This is a genomic window from Candidatus Annandia pinicola (genome assembly GCF_020541245.1).
GTDB classification, from domain to species: domain Bacteria; phylum Pseudomonadota; class Gammaproteobacteria; order Enterobacterales; family Enterobacteriaceae_A; genus Annandia; species Annandia pinicola.
In genome coordinates this window covers 154037-177298 of record NZ_CP045876.1, presented here as the reverse complement: position 1 = coordinate 177298, position 23262 = coordinate 154037, and the positions used below count along the sequence as shown (strand labels likewise).

Annotated in this window: 23 protein-coding genes; 17 read left to right on the top strand and 6 right to left on the bottom strand. The window is 16.4% G+C overall.

What is annotated here, in order from left to right; translation table 11 throughout:
* Nucleotides 1-17: 17 nt before the first annotated feature.
* From GFK87_RS00855 to tmk, 3 genes are read right to left on the bottom strand one after another with little or no spacing between them, the layout of a single operon-like run.
* Nucleotides 18-773, bottom strand: a complete 756-nt coding sequence (locus tag GFK87_RS00855) for a TatD family hydrolase (RefSeq protein WP_226798802.1) — start codon at nt 771-773, stop codon at nt 18-20.
* A 15-nt stretch (nt 774-788) separates the two neighbouring features.
* On the bottom strand, nt 789-1766 hold the full coding sequence (locus tag GFK87_RS00850; protein ID WP_226798800.1) for a DNA polymerase III subunit delta' C-terminal domain-containing protein: 978 nt from the start codon (nt 1764-1766) through the stop codon (nt 789-791).
* Nucleotides 1763-2395 (bottom strand): dTMP kinase, encoded by a 633-nt coding sequence (tmk, locus tag GFK87_RS00845; RefSeq protein ID WP_226798798.1) that lies wholly within the window; start codon nt 2393-2395, stop codon nt 1763-1765. The genes GFK87_RS00850 and tmk overlap by 4 nt, the downstream gene beginning before the upstream one ends.
* Before the next feature lie 147 nt (nt 2396-2542).
* Here tmk and GFK87_RS00840 point away from each other — a divergent pair, with 147 nt between their 5' ends.
* The 16 genes from GFK87_RS00840 to tsaB all read left to right on the top strand — a co-directional run bounded on the left by GFK87_RS00840 (nt 2543) and on the right by tsaB (nt 19527).
* Nucleotides 2543-3766, top strand: a complete 1224-nt coding sequence (locus tag GFK87_RS00840) for a phosphopentomutase (RefSeq protein WP_226799316.1) — start codon at nt 2543-2545, stop codon at nt 3764-3766.
* A gap of 121 nt (nt 3767-3887) precedes the next feature.
* Nucleotides 3888-4595 (top strand): 2,3-diphosphoglycerate-dependent phosphoglycerate mutase, encoded by a 708-nt coding sequence (gene gpmA, locus GFK87_RS00835; protein WP_226799314.1) that lies wholly within the window; start codon nt 3888-3890, stop codon nt 4593-4595.
* A 69-nt stretch (nt 4596-4664) separates the two neighbouring features.
* Nucleotides 4665-6581, top strand: coding sequence for a threonine--tRNA ligase (gene thrS / locus GFK87_RS00830; protein WP_226799312.1), 1917 nt, complete (start codon nt 4665-4667; stop codon nt 6579-6581).
* Nucleotides 6562-7122: a translation initiation factor IF-3 gene (infC, locus tag GFK87_RS00825; RefSeq protein WP_226799310.1), complete on the top strand. Its 561-nt coding sequence runs from the start codon at nt 6562-6564 to the stop codon at nt 7120-7122. The genes thrS and infC overlap by 20 nt, the downstream gene beginning before the upstream one ends.
* A 33-nt stretch (nt 7123-7155) precedes the next feature.
* Nucleotides 7156-7353, top strand: coding sequence for a 50S ribosomal protein L35 (rpmI, locus tag GFK87_RS00820; RefSeq protein WP_226799308.1), 198 nt, complete (start codon nt 7156-7158; stop codon nt 7351-7353).
* 20 nt (nt 7354-7373) lie between these two features.
* Nucleotides 7374-7730: a 50S ribosomal protein L20 gene (gene rplT / locus GFK87_RS00815; RefSeq protein WP_226799306.1), complete on the top strand. Its 357-nt coding sequence runs from the start codon at nt 7374-7376 to the stop codon at nt 7728-7730.
* A gap of 49 nt (nt 7731-7779) precedes the next feature.
* Nucleotides 7780-8766: a phenylalanine--tRNA ligase subunit alpha gene (pheS, locus tag GFK87_RS00810; protein WP_226799304.1), complete on the top strand. Its 987-nt coding sequence runs from the start codon at nt 7780-7782 to the stop codon at nt 8764-8766.
* A 14-nt stretch (nt 8767-8780) separates the two neighbouring features.
* The gene (pheT, locus tag GFK87_RS00805) at nt 8781-11117 is read left to right on the top strand and encodes a phenylalanine--tRNA ligase subunit beta (protein ID WP_226799302.1); all 2337 of its coding nucleotides are present in this window, start codon (nt 8781-8783) and stop codon (nt 11115-11117) included.
* A 66-nt stretch (nt 11118-11183) separates the two neighbouring features.
* Nucleotides 11184-11531, top strand: a complete 348-nt coding sequence (locus GFK87_RS00800; protein WP_226799300.1) for a HesB/IscA family protein — start codon at nt 11184-11186, stop codon at nt 11529-11531.
* A 40-nt stretch (nt 11532-11571) separates the two neighbouring features.
* Nucleotides 11572-13332, top strand: coding sequence for an aspartate--tRNA ligase (gene aspS, locus GFK87_RS00795; protein WP_226799298.1), 1761 nt, complete (start codon nt 11572-11574; stop codon nt 13330-13332).
* Nucleotides 13333-13448: 116 nt separating this feature from the next.
* Nucleotides 13449-14180 (top strand): carboxy-S-adenosyl-L-methionine synthase CmoA, encoded by a 732-nt coding sequence (gene cmoA, locus GFK87_RS00790; RefSeq protein WP_226799296.1) that lies wholly within the window; start codon nt 13449-13451, stop codon nt 14178-14180.
* Nucleotides 14181-14208: 28 nt separating this feature from the next.
* Nucleotides 14209-15153: a tRNA 5-methoxyuridine(34)/uridine 5-oxyacetic acid(34) synthase CmoB gene (gene cmoB, locus GFK87_RS00785; protein ID WP_226799294.1), complete on the top strand. Its 945-nt coding sequence runs from the start codon at nt 14209-14211 to the stop codon at nt 15151-15153.
* Between the two features lie 79 nt (nt 15154-15232).
* Nucleotides 15233-16657, top strand: coding sequence for a glucose-6-phosphate dehydrogenase (zwf, locus tag GFK87_RS00780; RefSeq protein WP_226799293.1), 1425 nt, complete (start codon nt 15233-15235; stop codon nt 16655-16657).
* 245 nt (nt 16658-16902) lie between these two features.
* The gene (cspE, locus tag GFK87_RS00775; protein ID WP_226799292.1) at nt 16903-17112 is read left to right on the top strand and encodes a transcription antiterminator/RNA stability regulator CspE; all 210 of its coding nucleotides are present in this window, start codon (nt 16903-16905) and stop codon (nt 17110-17112) included.
* 245 nt (nt 17113-17357) lie between these two features.
* On the top strand, nt 17358-18530 hold the full coding sequence (locus GFK87_RS00770; RefSeq protein WP_226799290.1) for a TerC family protein: 1173 nt from the start codon (nt 17358-17360) through the stop codon (nt 18528-18530).
* Nucleotides 18531-18864: 334 nt separating this feature from the next.
* On the top strand, nt 18865-19527 hold the full coding sequence (tsaB, locus tag GFK87_RS00765; RefSeq protein WP_226799289.1) for a tRNA (adenosine(37)-N6)-threonylcarbamoyltransferase complex dimerization subunit type 1 TsaB: 663 nt from the start codon (nt 18865-18867) through the stop codon (nt 19525-19527).
* A gap of 22 nt (nt 19528-19549) precedes the next feature.
* Here the strand turns inward: tsaB and argS are convergent, their stop codons facing one another.
* Both argS and GFK87_RS00755 read right to left on the bottom strand, forming a co-directional pair.
* Nucleotides 19550-21280 carry an arginine--tRNA ligase gene (argS, locus tag GFK87_RS00760; RefSeq protein ID WP_226799288.1) on the bottom strand — a complete coding sequence of 577 codons (1731 nt, stop codon included), beginning with the start codon at nt 21278-21280 and terminating at the stop codon, nt 19550-19552.
* Nucleotides 21281-21322: 42 nt separating this feature from the next.
* A complete protein-coding gene (locus GFK87_RS00755; RefSeq protein WP_226799287.1) occupies nt 21323-21862 on the bottom strand; it encodes a shikimate kinase in 540 nt (179 codons plus the stop codon).
* A gap of 113 nt (nt 21863-21975) precedes the next feature.
* On the opposite strand from GFK87_RS00755, the gene GFK87_RS00750 reads away from it, so the two are divergent.
* Nucleotides 21976-22599, top strand: coding sequence for a DUF2076 domain-containing protein (locus GFK87_RS00750; protein WP_226799285.1), 624 nt, complete (start codon nt 21976-21978; stop codon nt 22597-22599).
* A gap of 47 nt (nt 22600-22646) precedes the next feature.
* Here the strand turns inward: GFK87_RS00750 and GFK87_RS00745 are convergent, their stop codons facing one another.
* Nucleotides 22647-23252: a peroxiredoxin C gene (locus tag GFK87_RS00745; RefSeq protein ID WP_226799283.1), complete on the bottom strand. Its 606-nt coding sequence runs from the start codon at nt 23250-23252 to the stop codon at nt 22647-22649.
* Between the last annotated feature and the right edge of the window lie 10 nt (nt 23253-23262).

Sequence of the window (23262 nt, the reverse complement as noted above, 5' to 3'; positions counted from 1 at the left end):
ATAATTTTATTTAAATGTTAAATTTTAAACAAACAATAAAAATTTTTTTTTGTTATTTTAGATAGTTTTGTTAATGTAATTTTTTTTATATCTGCAATAATTTTAGCAATATATATTAAATTATAAGGTTTATTTATATTTTTTTTTATTTTTCTTGGAGTTAAAAAAGGAGTATCTGTTTCTAATAAAATTTTATCTAAAGGTACAAATTTTATTATTTTTTTTATTTTATTTTTATTTAAATAAGTAATTATACCTGAAAAAGAAATTAAAAATCCTATATCTAATAGTTTTTTAGCATCCTGTATATTTCCTGTAAAACAATGTAATATTCCTTTACATGTTTCAGCGTTTTCTTCTTTTAAAATATTTATTGTATCATAAAAAGCATTTCTAGTATGAACTATTAAGGGTTTATTTATTTTTTTAGCTAAACGTATATGATATCTAAACAAATATTTTTGCATTATTTTAAATGGTTTTTCTTTATAGTCCAGTCCAGTTTCACCTATAGCTATTACTTTATTATGTAAGGATATTTTTTTTATTTTATTTAAATTAATTTTTTTTTTTAAATATAATGGATGAACACCACAAGAAAATAATATATTTGAAAAATTATTTAATTTTATTAACATTATTTTATAATCATCAATATTTAATGATACTGATAAAATAAATTTTATATAATTTTTATAAGATCTTTTTATTATTTTTTTTTTTTTTTCGTTTTTTGTTAAATGTAAATGACAATGTGAATCTATAAAAAACATTTTTCCTCAATAAAATTAATTATTTTTATTTATAAATTTTTGATAATTAATCAACAATTTAATTATTAATAATTTTTTATTCAAAAAATTATTATAATTTATATAATGATAACATATCATAAACTGATATGTTATATTATATATTTGTTTTAATGTAAAATAATTAGATATATCTTTTATTATATTTTTTTTATCTATATTAATTAATGAATTAAAAATATTAAATTTCCATTTTAAAGCATCTAAAAAAATACTATATAAATATAATATTTGTATATTTGAATTATATAATATTATATTTAATAAAGATAAAATATTATTTTTATAATTTATATATAATCTATTATATAAATAGTCTCTTTGATCCCAATTAATTGTTTTTAACATTTTTTTTGCTAATATTGGAGATTCATTACTTAATTTTAGTGCTATATAACATTTATATTTAGTTAATTTTGTTTTTTTTAATAACCATAAAAAAGTTTTTTTAATATTTAATGGTAATATTTCTTCTACTAAACAGCGACTAATTAATGTTTTATTTACTTTGTTATGGTTTATACTAGTAAAAAAAAACCAAGTATTAATTGGAGGTTCTTCTGTAACTTTTAATAAAGAAGAAATTACAAAATCATTTAAATTTTCTATATTTTTTATATATATAATTTTATAATTATTAATTCTATTAAAATATATTAAATCATTTATTATTTTTCTAATATTATTTACTTCTAATTGTTTTTTATTTTTTAAATTAAAAAAATAAAAATCTATATTTTTTTTATTTGAAAATAAATTACAACTTTTACATTTATTACAACTAAACAATTCATTTTTTTTTTCACATAAAATATATTTACAAATATTAAAAATTAATAAATCTGTTCCAATACCTTTATAAGTTTTTATATAAATTGATCTATAATAAATATTGTTTTTATAATATTTAATAATTTTTTCATAATATTTTTCTAACCAAGGATAATATTTCATTTTAAATTTTTTAATAACCATCTTAATAATATTATTTTTACTTCTTTTTTTACTAAATAAAGTGGTTTTTCAGTATTTATTTTTTTTATTTTTTTTTTATTTTTATTTACTATTTCTAAATAACGACTTCTAGTTTTTTTAAAAAAAGATAAAGATTTTTTTTCTATTCTATCTAATTTTCCTCTTTTTTTAGCTCTATATATACCTATTTTTGGATCTATATCTAAATATAAAGTTATATCAGGAGATATTCCTTCTAATACATAATAATTTAAATTTTTTATTATTTTTTTATTACTATCATTATAACCTTGATATGCTTGAGAAGAAATACTATATCTATCGCTAATAACCCATAAACCATTTTTTAAAGATGGTTTTATTATATATTCTAAAGATTGAGCTCTTAAAGCATAGAACATTAATAATTCAGTTTTATTACTAATGATTTCTTTTTTTCTTTCTTTTTTAATTATTTTTCTTAGTTTTTCATTTAATGGTGTACCACCTGGTTCCCTAGTTATTATTGATTTTATTCCCCAAATTTTTAACATATTCATAATATAATTACATATAGTAGTTTTACCAGAACCTTCTAAACCTTCTATAACGATAAACTTATTTTTCATATTTTTTTTCTTTTTTTTTTTATTAAATTAAAAAAAATGTTATTTTTAATATATAAAATATAACTTAAAAATTATATTTCTAATTTTTTTATATTTATTAGATACATATATTTTTAAATTAATTATTTTTTTATATAAAAAGGTATTATGAAAAGACTAATATTAATAGTAATAGATTCTTTAGGAATCGGCTATAGTCCAGATTCTATTAAATTTAACGATATTAAATCTAATACTTTAGGTAATATAATAAATACATATAATAATAATATTTTTCTTAAATATAATAATAATAATAATTTATATATTCCTAACTTATTATCTTTAGGTTTAGGAGAAACTTTAAATAAATCTAAAAAAAAATATATTAATAATATTAAAAAATCTAAAATTATTAGTTCTTTTGCATATTCAAATCCTATATCAACAGGAAAAGATACAGTATCTGGACATTGGGAAATTTCTGGAATCCCCATATTATTTAATTGGTATTATTTAAAAAAAAAAAAAAACAGTATTCCAAATTTTTTATTAGATAAAATTATTAAAAATACTAACGTTACTGGATATTTAGGTAATTGTCATTCTTCTGGAATAGATATTATTAATCGTTTTGGTATTGAACATTTGGAAACAAAAAAACCAATAATTTATACTTCTAATGATTCCGTATTACAAATTGCTTGTCATGAAAGTATTTTTGATAATAAAAATTTATATAATATATGTATAAAAATAAAAAAAATATTATATAGTTATAATTTTAAAATAAGTAGAATTATAGCAAGACCATTTAAAGGAAATAATAAATATAATTTTAAAAGAACAAATAATAGAAAAGATTTTATAATAAAACTTAAAAACAAAACAGTTATGCAAAAATTTATTAAAGAAAAAAAAGGTAAAGTTATTGCTATAGGAAAAATGACTGATATATATCCTAAAAATAGTATAACAAAAAAAATTAAATCTTTTGGTATAAATAATCTATTCAATAAAACTATAAAATATTTAAAAAAATCTTGTAATAATACAATAATATGTACTAATTTTGTAGATTTTGATTCTATATGGGGTCATCGTCGTAATACTATAGGTTATGGTTTAGGATTAGAATTATTTGATATTTATATTCCAAAACTTATAAAAAATATGAATAAAGAAGATTTATTAATAATAACTTCAGATCATGGATGTGATACTACCTGGTTTGGATATGATCATACTAGAGAAAATATACCTATATTAATTTATAAAAAAAAAATAAATAATTATTTTTTAGGTAGAAGAAGTTCATTTTCAGATATAGGACAAACTATATCAAAATATTTTAACTTATCATCTATATTATATGGTAATAGTATAATATAAAAAAAATAATAAATTTAATTTTTTTTAATAATAATTTTGTTTAATATTTATTTATATATATTATTTGATAAAAATAATATATATTTAAATAAAAAAAATTGTAAAATAAAGGTATATAAATATGTCATTAACTAAATTGGTATTAATACGTCATGGTGAAAGTGAATGGAATAAAAAAAATAGATTTACAGGATGGTATGATGTTAAACTATCTAATAATGGAATTTTAGAAGCAATAAAAGCTGGTAACTATCTAAAAAAAATAGGTTTTAAATTTGATTTAGCTTATACTTCAGTTTTAAAAAGAGCAATATTTACATTATGGTATATTTTAAAAGAACTAAATTTAGTATGGATACCTATAATTAAAAATTGGAGATTAAATGAAAGACATTATGGATCTTTACAAGGTTTAAATAAAAAGGAAACTTCTGAAAAATATGGAATTGATCAAGTAAATAAATGGAGAAGAAGTTTTAATGAAATACCTCCTAAAATAGATATTATTAATCCATTATTTACTGGTTACGATAAAAAGTATTATGGATTAAATAAAGAACAAATACCTTTATCTGAAAGTTTATCAATGACATATAAACGTGTATTACCTTATTGGAGAAATTGTATATTAAAAAATCTTAAAGATAAAAAAAAAATATTAATTGTAGCTCATGGTAATTCTTTAAGATCATTAATTAAATATTTAAATAATCTAAACGATGAAGAAATATCTAAAATAGAAGTACCTACTGGTAAACCGTTAATATATGAATTTGATAAAGATTTTGAAGTTAAAAATTGTTATTATATAAAAAATAAAAAATTTTAATACAAATAATCACTTTTTTAATATTATTATATAAATTATTAAATTATATAAATAAATAAGAATAATGATATGCCTACTATTATTATTTCTAATGGAAAAAAATCTTTTTATAAAAAAAATATCAGTATTAAAAAATCTATAAAAAATATAAGTAAAAAATTATTAGAAAAATGTATTGCAGTAAAAGTAAATAATACTTTAGTTGATATAAATGATTATATAAATAAAGATGTTTTTTTAGAAGTTATAACTAATAAAAATCATAAATGTAAATTAATTATTAGTAAATCATGTGCTTTTATTTTAGGATATGTAATAAAAAAAAAATGGCATAATGCAAAGATGTCAGATTTTAAGATTACATCAAATGGTTTTTATTATGATATAGATTTAGATCATAAAATTAATAAAAATGATTTAATTGAAATAGAAAAAGAAATGAAAAGATGTATAAATAAAAATTTTAGATTTAATAGATTTTTTATAAAAACAAAAAATATTTTTAAATTTTTAAAAAAAAATAAAGAAATATATAAAATCAATGTTTTAAATGAATATATAAAAAAAAAATATAAAATTTATTTTTATTGTTATAAAAAATATTTTGATATGTCTAATATACCTCTTGCTTTTAATACAAAATTTTGTAATAATTTTAAAATATGTAATGTTTCTAATACAAATATTAAAATTAATGAAAAAAAGTATTTATTACAAAGAATTAATGGTAAAATAGATTTTAAAAAATATGTTTTTTTTAATAATAAAAAAAAAAATAAACAATGTTATGATCATCGTGAAATTGGAAAAAAACTAGACTTATATCATACTGAAGAAGAAACTCCAGGTGTAGTTTTTTGGCATAATAATGGATTGATAATATTTAATCAAATAAAAAAGTTAATAAAAGATAAATTAAAGAAATATAATTATCAAGAAGTTCAAACTCCTATTATTATGAACACTAATTCTTGGAAAAAAACTGGACATTGGAAATATTATAAAGATTTTATATTTACTACTAAATATAAAAAAACAAAATATTGTATTAAACCTATGAATTGTCCTGGTCATATACATATATTTAAAAAAAATATTAAATCATATAAATTATTACCTTTTAAAATATCAGAATTTGGTGTTTGTCATCGTCATGAACCTTCTGGGTCTTTACATGGTTTAATGAGATTAAGAAATTTTACTCAGGATGATGCTCATATTTTTTGTAGTGAAAATCAAATACAATCAGAATTAACAGATTGTATAAAAATGTTATATGAAGTATATAAAATATTTGGTTTTAATAATATTAAAGTTAAACTATCTACTTATTCAATTAAAGAAATAAAAAATAACTATTTATGGAAAATAGCTGAGAAACATTTAATATATTCTCTTAAAAAAAATAATATAAAATTTGAATTGCAAAATGGAGAAGGGGCTTTTTATGGTCCTAAAATAGAATTTATATTATTTGATAGTTTAAATAGAGAATGGCAATGTGGTACTATACAATTAGATTTATATTTATCTAAAAGACTAAATTGTTTTTATATAAACAAAAATAACAATAAAATTATACCTATAATAATACATAGAGCAATATTAGGATCAATAGAAAGATTTATAGGAATTTTGATAGAAGAATATCAAGGTTGTTTACCTTTATGGTTAACCCCTATACAGGTAGCTATAATTAATATAAATAGTAATCAAATAAATTACGTAAAAAAAATAAATAAAAAATTTAATAAAAAAAAAATAAGAACAAAAATAGATATAAGAAATGAAAATATAGGTTTAAAAATAAGAGAATATACATTATTAAAAATACCTTACATAATAATATGCGGCGATAGAGAAATAAAAGAAAATAAAATTTCTGTTAGAAATATATATGGTAAACAATATAATAATATTGATATATTAATGTTTATAAAAAAAATAAAAAAAGAAATATCAAATTATGAAATTAAACAAAAATAATAGTATAAGTAGATTTAAAAAGGATTATTTTTATAAAATTATTAATAAAATTGAAAAAAAAATAAAAGCAAGATTAACTGGTTTAAAAGGTGAACAAATAGGATTAGTATTATTAAAAAATATTATATTTAAATCTTATAAACTAGGATTAGATTTAGTAAAAATTAGCTCTAATTCTAAACAAACAGTATATAGAATAGTAAATTATAAAAAATTTGTTTATAAAAAATGTAAATCATCAAAATTTAAAAAAAAAAAAAAAAAAATTATACAGACAAAAGAAATAAAATTTAGACCTAATACTGATAAAAGCGATTATATTATAAAATTACGTAATTTAGTTAAATTTTTAAAAAACGGTTGTAAAACAAAAATTACGTTAAAATTTCGTGGTAGAGAAATAATTCATAAACAAATTGGAATAGATATGTTAAATAATATAAAATATGATTTAAAAGAAATATCTATTTTAGAATTTTTTCCTACTAAAATAGAAGGAAGACAAATGATAATGATGTTATCTCCTAAAAAAATAATCTAAAAAATTTTATAGAATAAATTAATTAGGAATAAAATGTTAAAAATAAAAACTATTAAAAGTGCTGCTAAAAGATTTAAAAAAACTTCATCTGGTAATATTAAATATAAAAATGCTAATTTAAGACATATTTTGACTAAAAAAAATACAAAAAGAAAAAGACATTTAAGATTAAAAAAAAAATTATCTAAAAAAGATATAAATAAAATATTATTATGTATACCTTATTTTTAAAAAAATAGGATTATTTAAAAATGGTTAGAATAAAACGTGGTGTAAGAGCACATTATCGTCATAAAAAAATATTAAAAAAAACAAAAGGTTACTATGGATCTCGTTCTAGATCTTATAGAATTGCTTATCAATCATATATAAAATCAGGTCAATATGGATATCGTGATAGAAAACAAAAAAAGCGTCAATTAAGAAAATTATGGATTATGCGTATTAATGCATCAGCTAGATTAAAAGGTATTACTTATAGTAAATTTATACATGGTTTAAATAAATCTCATATTAATATAAATCGTAAAGTTTTATCTAATTTAGCTGTAATTAATAAAACAATCTTTTTTAAATTAATAGAACATATAAAAAAAAAAATTAATTAATAATTTTTTATATTAATTTTATAAAATATTATTAAAATGTAATAATTATATGAAATCAATTTTTGAAAAATTATTAAAAGAAGCAAAGTATTCAATTAGAAATTCTAAAGATTTAAAATCATTAGAAAAAATAAGAATTAAATATTTAGGTAAAAATAGCTATTTATCTAATAAAATTAATATTTTAAGTAAAACTTCAAAAGAAGAAAAATCAATATTAGGTTATAATATAAATATTACAAAAAATAAAATTATAAATATTATTTTAAAATATAAAAAAAAAATAGAAAAAAAAATTTTATATAATAAATTTATTTCAGAAAAAATTGATATATCATTACCAGGGCGTAAATTAAAAAATGGAAAAATACATCCTATTAATAGTACAATATCTCGTATTGAATTTTTTTTTCAAAATTTAGGTTTTGATATAAAAATTGGTCCTGAAATAGAAAATGTATTATATAATTTTGATTATTTAAATATTCCTAGATATCATCCTTCAAGAAAATTATCTGATACTTTTTGGTTTAATAAAAAAACTTTATTAAGAACACAAACTTCAAATGTACAAATTCATGTTTTAAAAAATAATAAACCACCTATTAAATGTATATCTTCTGGAAAAGTATATAGAAAAGATAACGATAATACACATACTCCTATGTTTCATCAAATGGAAGGTTTTATAGTTGATAAAAAAATAAATTTTTCTAATTTAAAATATACATTATATAATTTTATAATGTATTTTTTTAATGATAAAAAATTAAAGATAAGATTTAGACCATCATATTTTCCATTTACTGAACCTTCTGCGGAAATAGATATTAAACAAAAAAATAATAATTGGTTAGAAATATTAGGTTGTGGTATGATTCATCCAAATATATTAAAATTATGTAAAATTAATTCTGATATTTATTCTGGATTTGCTTTTGGTTTAGGTATAGAAAGAATAACTATGTTATATTATAATATAAATGACATTAGATTGTTTTTTGAAAATGATTTAAATTTTTTAACTCAATTTTAATAAATAATTATTATATGAAATTAAATACAAAATGGTTATATGAATTTTTAAAATATAATATTACAACAAAATTATTATGTAAACAATTGTTAATTTTAGGTATAGAAATAAATAATATTTTAAATCTAAAAAAAATATTTTCTAAAATTATTGTTGGTAAAATTGTAAATTTTAGTATTAATAAAAAAAATATATGTTCAATATTAGTAAATTTAGGAAAAAAAAAAAATATAATAGTTAATTATAAATATAATAACTATTATATTGGTTTAAAATTAGCAGTTTTAAAATATAATGATATAAATAAAAATAAAAATTATAAAATATGTTCTTTTTCAGAAATAGGTTTAAAAAAATCTGATAATAAAATAATAAAATTAGATAATAGTATTCCTATAGGAACTAATATAGGTAATTTTTTTAACGTTAATGATAATATTATAAATATTAATACTAATACAAATAGATTTGATTATTTATCAATAATTGGTATAGCAAAAGATTTATCAATTTTAAATAATTTTAGTATTAAAAGTATTAAAAAATATAATATATTAAAAGATAATAAAGATTTTATTCCTATTAAAATAAATAATAAAAAAGCTTGTCCTATTTATATTTGTGTTACTATTAAAAATATAAATAATAAAATAGATACTCCAAAATGGATGCAAAGTAAATTATATTCTTATGGTTTATCTTCAAAAGATATAATTAATAATATTATTAATTACTTAATTATAGAATTAGGTATACCACTTTATGTTTTAAATTTGGATTGTATTAATAATTATATAAATATTAGAATGTCTGAAAAAGGTGAATATTTTAATTTAAGTAAAAATAAAATAATTAAATTAAAAAAAAATACATTATTAATTAATGATAAAAATAAAATTTTATCATTAGCAGGTGTTTATGTTAATAAAATAGCTAAAGTTTCTAAAAATTCTAAAAATATTTTATTATCATGCGCTTTTTTTAATTATAAATATGTTTTAGGAAAAAAAGAAATTTATAAAATTAAAAATAATATTTGGAATAATTATTCATCAACAAATATTAATTTAAATTTATTAAAAAAATCTTTTATGAAAGCAATTTATTTTATAAAAAAATTTTCTGGAGGTAAAGTAGGTAAAGTTACTAAAAAAATATATAAAAAATTTTTACCAAATAATAAAATAAAAATTAAAGTACAAGAAATATATAATATTATTGGTATTAAAATATCTAAAAAAAAAATAATTAAAATATTAAAAAATATAGATTGTTATATTAAATTAAATAAAAATTATTGGAATATAGTTACACCTAAAAATAGATCAGATATATTAATTAAAGAAGATATAATTAAAGAAATAATTAAATTTTACGGATATAATAATATTCCGATGATTCCTATAAAAAATAGCTTATTAAAAAAAAAAAATATATGTCATATTAAAAAAAAAATAAAATGTATAAAAAATTTTCTATTAAATAAAGGTTATCAAGAAATAATAACTTACAGTTTTATAAACCCTAAATTACAAAAAATATTATTTCCTAATATCGTACCTTTAAAAATATGTAATTATATTTCTAAAGAAATGTCTATTATGAGATCTACTCTTTTAAATGGTTTAATATCAACTTTATTATATAATCAAAATCGTCAGAAAAAATCTATTAAACTATTTGAATATGGTACTTGTTTTATAAATAATAAATTTAATTTAATAGATCAAGTAAACTGTATATCTGGTTTATTAAATGGTAATATTTATGATAAAAACTGGATTATGAAACCTAGAATAGTAGATTTTTATGATATGAAAGGTGATATAGAAATTTTATTTAATATTTTAGGTAATAATAATATAAAATTTTTACCAAATAATTTACATAAATATTTACTACATCCAGGCCAGGGTTCTTTAATTTATCAAAATAGTGATGTAATAGGTTATATGGGAACATTACACCCTATATTACAAAAAAAATTAAATATAAATAATAAAACTATAATTTTTGAAATTTTATATGATAAAGTTATATTAAAAAAAAAATTTGAATATAAAAACTTTTCAAAATTTCCTTGTAACAATAGAAATATTAACATTATAATAGATAATAATATTTTATCTGAAAATATTATTTTATTTTGTAAAAAAATAACAAAAAAAATTATAAATGTAGAGTTAATAGATGTTTATCATAATAATATAGATAAAAACAAAAAAAGTATTACAATAAGCTTAACTTTGCAATCAAAAAAAAAAACTTTAGAAGATAATGAAATAAATAAAATTGTAAAAAATTGTTTAATTTTGCTTAAAAAAAAATTTAATGCATATTTAAAATATTAAAAAATAATTATTTTATATAAATAAAATAATTTTTTTAATAATTTAAAAAATTATTTTAATATTAAAATGAAAAAAAAAAATAATTTAATTGGTATTACTATTTCTAAAAAAGCTGAAAAACAAATAAAAAATTTATTGAATAATAAATTTCAAGGAATTAAAATAGATATTAAATATTCAGGATGTATGGGTTTCAAATATAAATTAAATATTATAGAAAAAATATATAAAAATTATATAGTATTTAATAACAAAAATATAAATATATATGTAAAAAAAAATAAAATACATTTAATAGATGGTATGGAAATAGATTTTGTAGAAGATGGTTTGAACAAAAAATTTTGTTTTAATAACCCTAAGGCAAAAATTACTTGTGGTTGTGGTTCTAGTTTTAATAATGTTACAATATAAATAAAAATGTAATATATTTATTAAATAATAGGTATATTTTATGATAACTAATTATACTAATAGTATTAAATATAAAAAAATAGGTTCAATAATAAAATTATTTGGTTGGGTTAATAATTTTCGTAACTTAGGTAATATAATTTTTATTAATTTACGTGATCGTGAAGGTATAATACAAGTATTATTTAATAAAAATAATAAAATTTTATTTAATAAAGCCAATGAACTTAGAAAAGAATTTTGTATTCAAATAATTGGAGTTATACATCATCGTAATAAAAAAAATATAAATTATAATATATATAATGGTAATGTTGAAATATATGCAATAAAATTAATTATTTTAAATAGATCAAAATCTTTACCTTTAAATATTAACGTTAAAAATAATGAGAAAATTAGATTAAAATATAGATATTTAGATTTAAGAAGTAAATATATGATAGAAAGAATTAAAGTTAGGTCTAAAATTAATAATTTTATTCATAATTTTATGAATTCAAATGGTTTTTTAAACATTGATACTCCAATTTTAAACAAAGAAACACCAGAAGGGGCTCGTGATTTTATAGTTCCAAGCAGAATAAATAAAGGCAAGTTTTATGCATTACCTCAGTCACCTCAACTATTTAAACAATTATTAATGATTTCAGGGTTAGATAAATATTATCAAATTGCTAAATGTTTTAGAGATGAAGATTTAAGATTTAATAGACAACCAGAATTTACTCAAATAGATATTGAATCTTCATTTAGTTGTTCTTTTCAAATTAGAAAATTTATTGAAAATATGATAAAAAAACTATTTTGGAATATAAAAAAAATTAAAATTAAAAAATTTAATGTATTAAGTTTTTATGATGCAATAAAATTTTATGGATCAGATAAACCTGATTTAAGAAATCCTCTTAAATTAATAGATATTAATCATTTATTTCATTTAGATGAAATAAAAAAAATTTATCCTGAAATTATTAAAAATAAAAATATTAGAATAACAGCAATATTAGTTTCTAAAAATAATATTTTAAATAATAATAAAATTAATTTTTATTCTAAAATACTATTGAAATATGGTTTAAAAAAACTTTTTTATATAAAATTTAAAAATTATAATAATGATATTATAAAAATATATAATTCTTGCAAATATTTATCTTTAGATAAAACTAAAAAAATCATAAAATTTTTAAATGCTAAAAAAAACGATTTAATTTTTTTTTGTATAGATAAAAAAGATATAGTTACAAAATCATTATGTTATCTACGTAATAAACTGGGAAAAGATTTAAACATAATTGATAAAAATATTATTAAACCTTTATGGATAATTAATTTTCCAATGTTTAAATTAAATAAAAAAAAAAAAATATCTCCTATGCATCATCCTTTTGTTAATCCTATTAATAATAAAATAGAAATTAAAGATTTAAAAAATAATTATAAAAATATTATTTCTGATTCTTATGATATAGTAATTAATGGTTATGAAATAGGTGGAGGTTCAGTGAGAATAAATAATTTTGAAATACAAAAAGTTATATTTAATTTAATAGGTATAAGCAAAAAAGAAATTGATAATAAATTTGGTTTTTTTTTAGAAGCTCTTAAATTTGGAACCCCACCTCATTCTGGTATTGCCTTAGGTTTAGATCGTTTGGTTATGTTATTAACTAATACTGAGAATATTCGAGATGTTATACCATTTCCAAAAACTCATAATTATAATTGTTTATTAAGTAATACCCCTAATTATATTAATAAAATATTATTAAAAGAATTAAACATATCTATAACTTAATTAATTAATTAAAGTATTATAGTTGTTTTATCTTTTATAAATAATTAAAAGTGTACATATTTTTATAAAATTAATATAATGAGTTATAATATGATAATATAAATTTGGATTAAACAATGTTTGAAAAAGATAAAATTTTTTTTAAGATTAAAAATAAAATTAAAAAGTGGTCTTTTAATAACGAAGTTTCGAAAGCATTTCCTGATATGATACAAAGATCTATACCTGGATATAATGATATCAAATGGATTATAAGTATTTTAGCTAAATATGTAGTAAAGTATAATACTAATGTTTATGATTTAGGTTGTTCAACGGGTAATACTACTTTTTTAATAGGAAAATACATACCTAAAAATATTAAATATAAAATTATTGCTATAGATAATTCATCTTATATGATAGAGAAAATAAATTATATATTTAATAAATATTATAATTATTTACCTATTAAAATATTGAAATCAGAAATACAAAATGTAATTATAAAAAATGCATCATTAGTAATTTTAAATTTTACTTTACAATTCATTGATAAAAAAGATAGACAAAAAATAATTAATAGAATATATAATGGATTAAACTATAATGGTATTTTTATTTTATCTGAAAAAATTTATATTAAAGATAAAAAAATAAATAATATTATTTCTAAAATTTACCATGAATTTAAATTTTTAAATAACTACAATAAGATAGAAATTTTTAATAAAGAAAATTTATTAAAAAAAACTATGTTATTAGATAGTATTAATATACATAAAAATAGATTAAAAAAAGCAGGATTTAAATGTTATAGTTCTTATTTTCAGTATTTAAATTTTTGTTCTATAATTGCTTTTAAATAAGTTTTTTTTTTGGGGGATATTTAAAATAATGTTTAATTTTAATTATTTTTATAAAACTATTATAAATACTCCATTACATAATTGGTTAAACACTTTACCAACACAAATTCTACAATGGTATAATAATAACATTAATAATGTTAATTTTAAAAAACTTTTTTATATTTTGAATAATATTCCTATTGTTAAACCAAAATATTTAGATTTAAAAAATAGTATAATTGTTTGTAATAATTTAAAAAAAAAAAAAAAAAATATAATAAAGAAGTTATTATTTAAGTTGTTACCTTGGAAAAAGGGGCCATTTTATTTGTATGGAATAAATATTGATTCTGAATGGCGTTCAGATTGGAAATGGAGTATTATAAAACCTTATGTTAAAAATATTAAAAAAGATTTAGTATTAGATATAGGTTGTAATAATGGATATTACATGTGGCGAATGTTAGGTATGGGGTCTAAGATCATAATAGGTATAGAAAATATTCCATTATATTTTTTTCAATTTGAAGTTATACGTAAATTAGTTGGAAATTATAATAATATACATATGATACCATTAAACTTTAATATTATAAAAAAAATTGAAGCTTTTAATATTGTATTTTCTATGGGTTTATTATATCATTTAAAATCACCATTTAATCATATAATAAAAATAAGAAAAAATTTATTGAATGGTGGTGAATTAATTTTAGAAACTTTAGTAACTTTAAAAAAAGATAACACAATAATATTACCTATAGAAAAATATTTAAATATGAAAAATATTTGGTTTATACCATCTATAATATTATTAAAAAAAATATTAATAAAATGTAAATTTGAAAATATTAGAATTATAAATTATCGCTATATTAACGTTAAAGAACAAAGAAATACTAAATGGATTTTAAATAAATCATGCTTAAATATTAAAAATAAAAATCATAATATTCCTTTAAGAGTAATAATAATGGCTACTAAATGTTAATTAAAATATTAATCTATTTTAAAAAAATTATTTATAATATATAAATGATAAAATATAAATTTTTTTTGGAATTTTTAAAATGAATAATATAAATAATAAATCTTATGATTTATTAATTTTTGGAACTAAAGGTGATTTAGCTCGTAGAAAATTATTTCCTGCATTATATAATTTAGAAAAAAATAATTATTTAAAAAATAATGATAATATTATTGGTATTGGTAGAGCTAATTGGGATAAAAAAAAATATATTAGTTTTATTTATTATTCTTTAATTAGCTTTCTAAATTCTTGTATTGATATTAATGTATTTAACAGATTAATTAAAAGAATATTATTTATTAATTTAGATATTAATAATATTCAAGATTTTATAAAGATTAAAAAATTAATTAATTGTAAAAATAAAATAATTATTAGTTATTTTGCAGTTCCATTTAAAATATTTAAAAATATATGTAAAGGTTTAACATATATTAATTTAAATCATGAAAATGTACGTATAATAGTTGAAAAACCTATTGGAAATTCATTTAACACTTCTAAAATAATAAATAAAGAAATAAATAAATATTTTAAAGAAAAACAAATATTTTATATAGACCATTATTTAGGTAAAGAAACAGTATTAAATTTATTTGTTTTAAGATTTGCTAATACATTATTTTTAAATATTTGGAATAATAATTTTATTGAAAGTATTTATATAAATATATATGAAGAAATAGGTATTGAGGGAAGATGGAATTATTTTGATAATATTGGTCAAACAAGAGATATGATACAAAATCATCTTCTACAGTTATTAAGTATTATTGCTATGTCACAACCAAATAATTTTAGTAGTAAAAATATAAAAAATGAAAAAATTAATGTATTAAAGTCTTTGAGAAAAATTGATATAAATAATATAAAACAATATACTATAAAAGGACAATATATTAATGGTGTAGTAAATGGTAAAATAGTTCCAGGTTATTTAGAAGAATTGGGGGCTAATAAAAATAGTAAAACAGAAACTTTTATATCAATATGTACATATATAGATAATCTTCAATGGTCAGGAGTTCCATTTTATTTAAATACAGGAAAAAGATTAAATAAAAAAAAATCAGAAATTATTATTTATCTAAAAAAACCATTTATTAATATATTTAATAAATATATAAAAAAAATATATAATAATAAGATAATAATAAACTTACAAAATAAAGAAAGTATAGATATTAATATAATGAATAAAGTTCCTAATTTAGAATCTGAATTTTTATTAAAAGAAGTAAATTTAAACTTTGATTATAAAAAATCATTTAATTATGATTATATATATGATTCATATGAGCGCCTTTTATTAGAAGTAATTAATAATTCTCAAAGTTTATTTGTAAATAAAAATGAAATTGAATTATCTTGGTTATGGATAGATAGTATTATAAATTCCTGGAAAAAGAGTAATCAAAAACTATATAAATATCATGCTGGTATAGAAATAAAAAATTATTAATATTAAATAATTTTGTTATATATCTATTATTAAATTAATATTTAGATTATTGATAAAATATTATTTTATTAAGTACAATATTTAAATTAAAAAAACATTTGACTATTTTATTTTATAATGATATAATTTTATTTCAATAAGTGTTATTATTACATCTATATCATTTATATTGTAATATAAATGTTTAATATTTAATAATAAATTAGTTTTTTTATTTTTTTTAAATAAGTGCAAGGAATTTTAAAATGACAAAAATTAAAGGTCAAGTTAAATGGTTTAACGAGTCTAAGGGTTTTGGATTTATTACTCCAGCTGATGGAAGTAAAGATGTTTTTGTTCACTTTTCGGCTATTCAGGGTAATGGTTTTAAGACATTATCTGAAGGGCAAAATGTTGAATTTGAAATCCAAGATGGTCAAAAGGGTCCAGCAGCTATAAATGTAGTTTCTATTTAATAATAATTAGTAGATGAATAATTTGGGAAAATAATATTATATAATAAAATATAATATAGTCTAAACTTAAAAATAATATTATGATATATTGAAAAATATATTTTATAATATTGTAGTTTAGACTATTTATAAAATATATATAATAATAATATAATTTTGATTTTTTTTAGTTATTTAATCCCTATATTAATATATTATATAATATATTAATATATTATATAATAATAATAATAAAAAAAAACGGAGTGGTATTGGAAGTATATAGTTTAATAGTTAATTTAATTATTTTAGTATTATTAGAAATGTTACTAAGTATTGATAATTTAATATTAATTTCAATTATTATAAGTAAACTTCCGTATAATAAACGGGATAAAGCAAGTAATATAGGTATTTTATTAGCTATGTTAGCTAGGTTTTTATTATTATATATTGTTTATTGGACTTCTAAATTTAATAAAATATTAAATATATTAAGTTTTAATTTTTCTATAAAAAATTTAACATTTTTATTTGGAGGATTTTTCTTATTAATAAAAACCTCTATAGAAATATATAATTTTATTAATAAAAATCATAAAAAAAAAGATAATATAAAGGAGAGAAATGATAAATATTTTTTTTATTACGTTATATCACAAGTAGTTTTTTTAGATTCATTATTTTCTATTGATTCCATTATTACTTCTATAGGGATTATTGATAATATATGGATTATTTTTTTATCAATATTAATAGTAATGATTATTATTTTCTTTTTATCTAAAAAAATAGTTATTTTTTTAAATGATAATCCTAATGTAGTTCTTTTATTTTTAAGTTTTCTTTTATTAATGGGTATAAATTTAGTATTAAGTGGTTTTAGTATTTATATACCTAAAAGTTATTTATATAGCATTATATTTTTTGCTTCTTTAGTTGAATTTTTTAATTATATACTTCGTTATAAAATTAAAAATAAAAAATATATAGAAGATAACAAAAAAATAGAAAATGATATAGAAGATAGCAAAAAAATAGAAGATAATATAAAAGAGTATGATATAAAAGAGATTAAAAGCATAGAAGATGATATAGAAAAGTATGATATAGAAGAGAACAAAATAATAAAAGATAATATAGAAGAGCATGATATGGAATATAAAAAAATAATAGAAGATAATATAGAAAATAAAAAGAAAATAGAATATAATATAGAGGAGAACAAAAAGACAGAAAAAGTTATAGAAGAAAAAAAATGTGAAGAAGTAGAAAAAAATATAGAAAAAAAATATAAAAAAATAAAAGATGATATAAAAAAAAGAAGAAAAAAAAAAAAAAGAAGATTTAGAAAAAAAAAAAAAAGAGAAAAAAAAGAAGAAAACAAAAACATAGAAGAGGTTATAGAAAGAAAAAAAGATAAAAAAATAATAATATAAAAAAGTATACTATTATTAATAATTTATTTATTATTAACTATATTTAGTTAATAATAAATAAATTTAAAAAATATTATTGATAATTAAATTAAAACTAATTAAAATTAACTATTATATTAATCAAAAATAAATAAATAATAAAATTATTAATAATTATTTATTTATAATAAATATATAAATGATAAAAAATTATTTTATTAATAAAAATTTTAATTTAACAAATAAAAAATTAATATATTTAATAGTAAAATTTTTATATAATAAAAATAAAGTAATTAAAAAAAAATAAAATTAAAATTATAGATAAAAAAAACAATGCTTTAAAGGCTAATATATGATAATTTTAATAATTAATGTTAATCACAAAAAGTGCTCAGTTTCCTTAATTATAAATGAAAAAATTAGTTATTTAGAAAATATATGTTATAAAAACGGAAATGATCACATTTTATTAATGATAAAAGAAATACTAAATAATAACAATTTAAAAATTAATCAATTAGAAGCAATATCATTTTTAAATGGTCCTGGTCATTTTACTAATATAAGAATGAATATTAGTATTGCTCAAGGATTAAGTTTTGGTATGAATATACCTTTAATAAGTATTTCTATTTTAGATATTATTGCATATAAATTATATAAAAAAAAAAAAGTAAAAAAGATATTATCAATAGTTAATAGTGATTATAATGAAATATATATAGGAAAATATCAAAATATTAAAGGATTATGGACAATATATAAAAAAAAAATATCTATTAATAAACTTTTTAATGTAAAAGATATAATTTTAAAATCATGCTTTTGGATAATTATTAGTTTAAAAGGATATTTAAATATAAAATTAAAAAATGATTTATCAAATAATATTAATTTATTTGATGAAATAAATTCAATAGATATGATTGATTTAACTATAAAATATTTTAATAAAAATAATGTATTTTTTAATAAAAATATTAATCCTATATATTTAAAAAAAAAATTTATATAAATTATTTTTGTTAAATAATTTATTACATAAAAGTTACAGTATCAATTCCTATCATATTTAATCCTATTTTTAAAGTTTTAGCTATTAATAATAATAGTTGCAAATTATTAATTTTTTTTATATTATTTTTTGAATATAGTATTGGATATTTACTATAAAAAAATGAAAATAATGATGCTAAATCATATAAGTATCTACAAATAATATGTGGCATTCCTAATTTAGAAGCTTCAATAATATTTTCTTCAAATTGTAAAATTTTTATTGCAATATTAGATTCGTTTTTATTTTTTAATATAATTTTTTTAGAAGATAAATAATTATAATTAAAATTTGTATTTTTAAAAATAGAAAAAATTCTAGTATATGCATATTGAATATAAAATGAAGTGTTTCCTTCAAAAGATAGTATTTTATTCCAATTAAAAACATAATTTGTAGTTCTATTTTTTGATAAATCTGAATATTTTATAGCACCTACTCCTAATATTGATGATAAAAAATCTAATTTATCTTTTTTTATATTAATATTTTTTTTTAATATCATATTTTTAGATTTTTTTATAGATTTTTCTATTAGATAGTTTAATTTAATATTATTACCTTCTCTTGTTTTAAAAGGTTTACCATTATTGTTTAGTATCATTCCAAAATGATGGTGTTTTAATTTTACTTTTTTATCTATATAGTTTGCTTTATGTACAATATTAAATACTTGTTTTAAATGTTGTTTTTGACGATTATCTACATAATATATAATCTCTTTTGCTTTTAGTTTTTCAAATCTATATTTTATACAAGCTATATCAATTGTACTATATAAAAATATACCATTTTTTTTTTTAATAATAATACCCATGATATTTCCATTTCTATTATTAAATTCTTTTAATTTAATTACTGTATTACCATTTATAATTTCAGCTATATTTTTTTTTTTTAAATCTATTACAATTTTTGATAAATAATTGTGATAAAAACTTTCTCCAAAAATATCATCTTTACATAAACTTACATTTAGTTTTTTATATATTTTTTGATTATAATTAATAGTGATACTTACAAATTTTTTCCATATTTTTATATATTTTTTTTTACCATTATATAATTGTAATAAACAATAATCTGAGTATTTAGAAAAATTTTTATTTGTTTTATAATTTTTATTAGATTTTTTGTAAAATTTTTCTAGGTTTTTTAAATCAATTTTTTTTATTTTTTTTTTATTTTTGAAATAATATGCTAATAGTGATCCAAATTGTTGTCCCCAATCACCTATATGATTAGCTTTAAATACTTTATATCCTAAAAATTTTAATATTTTAAAAATTGAATCTCCAATAATAGTAGATCTTAAATGCCCTACATGCATTTCTTTAGCAACGTTAGGTGAAGAATAGTCTATAATTATATTTATACTTTTTTTTTTTTTAATACCAAGTTTAGGTAAAGATAATTTTAATAATAATTGTTCAGATAACCATTTATTATTAAAATATATATTAATAAAACCAGGATTGTAAACTATAATTTTTTTAGATATATTATATAAATTAATTTTATTTGCTATTTTTATAGATAAATTTAAGGAATATGTATTTAAATTCTTAGAACAATTTAATATACCGTTAATTTGGTATTTTATTAAAAATTTATCTTTAGAAGGATGTACTATTGGTTTATAAAATTTAGGTATATTAAAAATAGACATTGCTTGTCTTGTTTTTAATGAAATTATTTTTTTTATATTCAAAAAGATACCTTTTATATATTTATTTTATAATATTTTAAATAATTATAATTTGATATTATTTTTTTTTATTTTTAATATATATAAACATATATTCATTAAAATTTTTGTAATTGATATTTTTGATAAAATTTTATAATCTGATGTTTTTTCATATTTATTTTTTCTTTTTTTTAATATTTCTATTACTTCTTGTTTTAAATTTTTTTTAGTTAAGCTAGGTCTTTGACTTAATTTTTTATCATTATTTAATCTATTCAAAATTAATTTTGAATTAGCACATAAATATATTATTTTGCCATTATTATTCATATATTTAATATTTTTATCTAATAAAATTATTCCACCACCAGTTGATATAATAATGTTTTTCTTATTATTAACTATTTTTAATACAAAATTTTCATAGTTACGAAATTTTTGCCAATTATTATTAAATATTATTTCAGATATATTTTTACAATATAATTTTGTAATATAATTATCTATATCTAAAAAAAAATAATTAATTTTTTTAGATAATTTTTTACAAATAGTAGTTTTACCTGTTCCTCTCATACCTATTAAATATAATATTATTGACATTATAATTTGCTCTCTATGTTTTTTATAAAATCATATAACTTAAAAAAAATATAATATAAAATTATTTATTATTAATTTATTAATATTAAATAATAAAATTAGGAAATATAAAATTGAAAATAGAAGAAAAAAATTTAATTGAAGAATTATTTTTTAAATTAAAAAAAATAGAAAATATGGGGATTAAAAAGGATACAATGGCAGAAAAACTAATTAATAAAAACTTTATTAAACAACCTTATGCAGCATATTATATAACACAAACTATTTTAGTACAAGAAGCGGCTATTAAAATGTTAAATAGAAAAATAAAAAAATTAAAAAATAAAATTAATAAAAATTCTTTAAGTGATAATAAAAGTATATTTTCTAAATTGTTTAATTATAATGATAAAAAAAAAAATAATATTAATAATGAAGATAACATAAATAATAATTATAATAAAAATAGTAATAGTACTTTTTTAGGTAATGCTTTACAAACTGCAGTAGGTGTTGCTGGTGGTGTTTTTATGGGAAATCTATTAACCGGATTATTTAATAAAAATAATAATAATAAATCAGAAGAAATATTAAATATTATAAATGAAGAAGAATCAGATAATGATATTAACAATATAAATAAAAATGAATATAATAATGATAATTTTATTTCAAATACGGAATTATCAGAAGATTATGATGATAATTATGATTATAATGATGATGATTACGATAATTTTTCAGAAAATGATTAATAATTTTAATATTTTATTAAAGGAGAATAAAAAATTCTCCTTTGGAATTATTTTAAATCATTATATGATTCGGATAAATAATTTTTTATACCATTATCATTAGCTACTATTCCTTTTTTTCCTTTATACCATTGAGCTGGGCAAACTTCACCATATTTTTCATGAAAATGTAAAGCATCAATTATTCTTAACATTTCATCAATATTTCTTCCTAAGGGTAAATCATTTATAATTTGATGTCTTATTATTCTATTTTTATCTATTAAAAATGAACCTCTTAATGCAATACCTAATTTAGGATGTTCTACACCATAAGATTTTTGTATTTTTCTTTTAATATCAGATACCATTGTAAATTTTATTTTACCTATTCCCCCTTGTTCAATTGGTGTATTTCTCCATGCACAATGTACAAAAATAGAATCTATTGATATTCCTATAATAATAGTTTTTTTTTTTTTAAAAATTTCATATCTGTTATTAAAGGCTATTAATTCAGAAGGACAAACAAAAGTAAAATCCATTGGCCAAAAAAATAATACTACATTTTTATTTTTAGTAAATTTTTTTAAATTAAAATTTTCTATTACTTCTCCATTACCCAATACAGCTGATGAAGTAAAATCTGGAGCTATTTGAGAAACTAAAACCATTTTATTTTCC

Bases quoted from the DNA above. Each gene is read 5' to 3' on its own strand.
- GFK87_RS00855 (WP_226798802.1), bottom strand. From the start codon at position 773: ATGTTTTTTATAGATTCACATTGTCATTTACATTTAACAAAAAACGAA.
- GFK87_RS00850 (WP_226798800.1), bottom strand. From the start codon at position 1,766: ATGAAATATTATCCTTGGTTAGAAAAATATTATGAAAAAATTATTAAA.
- tmk (WP_226798798.1), bottom strand. From the start codon at position 2,395: ATGAAAAATAAGTTTATCGTTATAGAAGGTTTAGAAGGTTCTGGTAAA.
- GFK87_RS00840 (WP_226799316.1), top strand. From the start codon at position 2,543: ATGAAAAGACTAATATTAATAGTAATAGATTCTTTAGGAATCGGCTAT.
- gpmA (WP_226799314.1), top strand. From the start codon at position 3,888: ATGTCATTAACTAAATTGGTATTAATACGTCATGGTGAAAGTGAATGG.
- thrS (WP_226799312.1), top strand. From the start codon at position 4,665: ATGCCTACTATTATTATTTCTAATGGAAAAAAATCTTTTTATAAAAAA.
- infC (WP_226799310.1), top strand. From the start codon at position 6,562: ATGAAATTAAACAAAAATAATAGTATAAGTAGATTTAAAAAGGATTAT.
- rpmI (WP_226799308.1), top strand. From the start codon at position 7,156: ATGTTAAAAATAAAAACTATTAAAAGTGCTGCTAAAAGATTTAAAAAA.
- rplT (WP_226799306.1), top strand. From the start codon at position 7,374: ATGGTTAGAATAAAACGTGGTGTAAGAGCACATTATCGTCATAAAAAA.
- pheS (WP_226799304.1), top strand. From the start codon at position 7,780: ATGAAATCAATTTTTGAAAAATTATTAAAAGAAGCAAAGTATTCAATT.
- pheT (WP_226799302.1), top strand. From the start codon at position 8,781: ATGAAATTAAATACAAAATGGTTATATGAATTTTTAAAATATAATATT.
- GFK87_RS00800 (WP_226799300.1), top strand. From the start codon at position 11,184: ATGAAAAAAAAAAATAATTTAATTGGTATTACTATTTCTAAAAAAGCT.
- aspS (WP_226799298.1), top strand. From the start codon at position 11,572: ATGATAACTAATTATACTAATAGTATTAAATATAAAAAAATAGGTTCA.
- cmoA (WP_226799296.1), top strand. From the start codon at position 13,449: ATGTTTGAAAAAGATAAAATTTTTTTTAAGATTAAAAATAAAATTAAA.
- cmoB (WP_226799294.1), top strand. From the start codon at position 14,209: ATGTTTAATTTTAATTATTTTTATAAAACTATTATAAATACTCCATTA.
- zwf (WP_226799293.1), top strand. From the start codon at position 15,233: ATGAATAATATAAATAATAAATCTTATGATTTATTAATTTTTGGAACT.
- cspE (WP_226799292.1), top strand. From the start codon at position 16,903: ATGACAAAAATTAAAGGTCAAGTTAAATGGTTTAACGAGTCTAAGGGT.
- tsaB (WP_226799289.1), top strand. From the start codon at position 18,865: ATGATAATTTTAATAATTAATGTTAATCACAAAAAGTGCTCAGTTTCC.
- GFK87_RS00755 (WP_226799287.1), bottom strand. From the start codon at position 21,862: ATGTCAATAATATTATATTTAATAGGTATGAGAGGAACAGGTAAAACT.
- GFK87_RS00745 (WP_226799283.1), bottom strand. From the start codon at position 23,252: ATGGTTTTAGTTTCTCAAATAGCTCCAGATTTTACTTCATCAGCTGTA.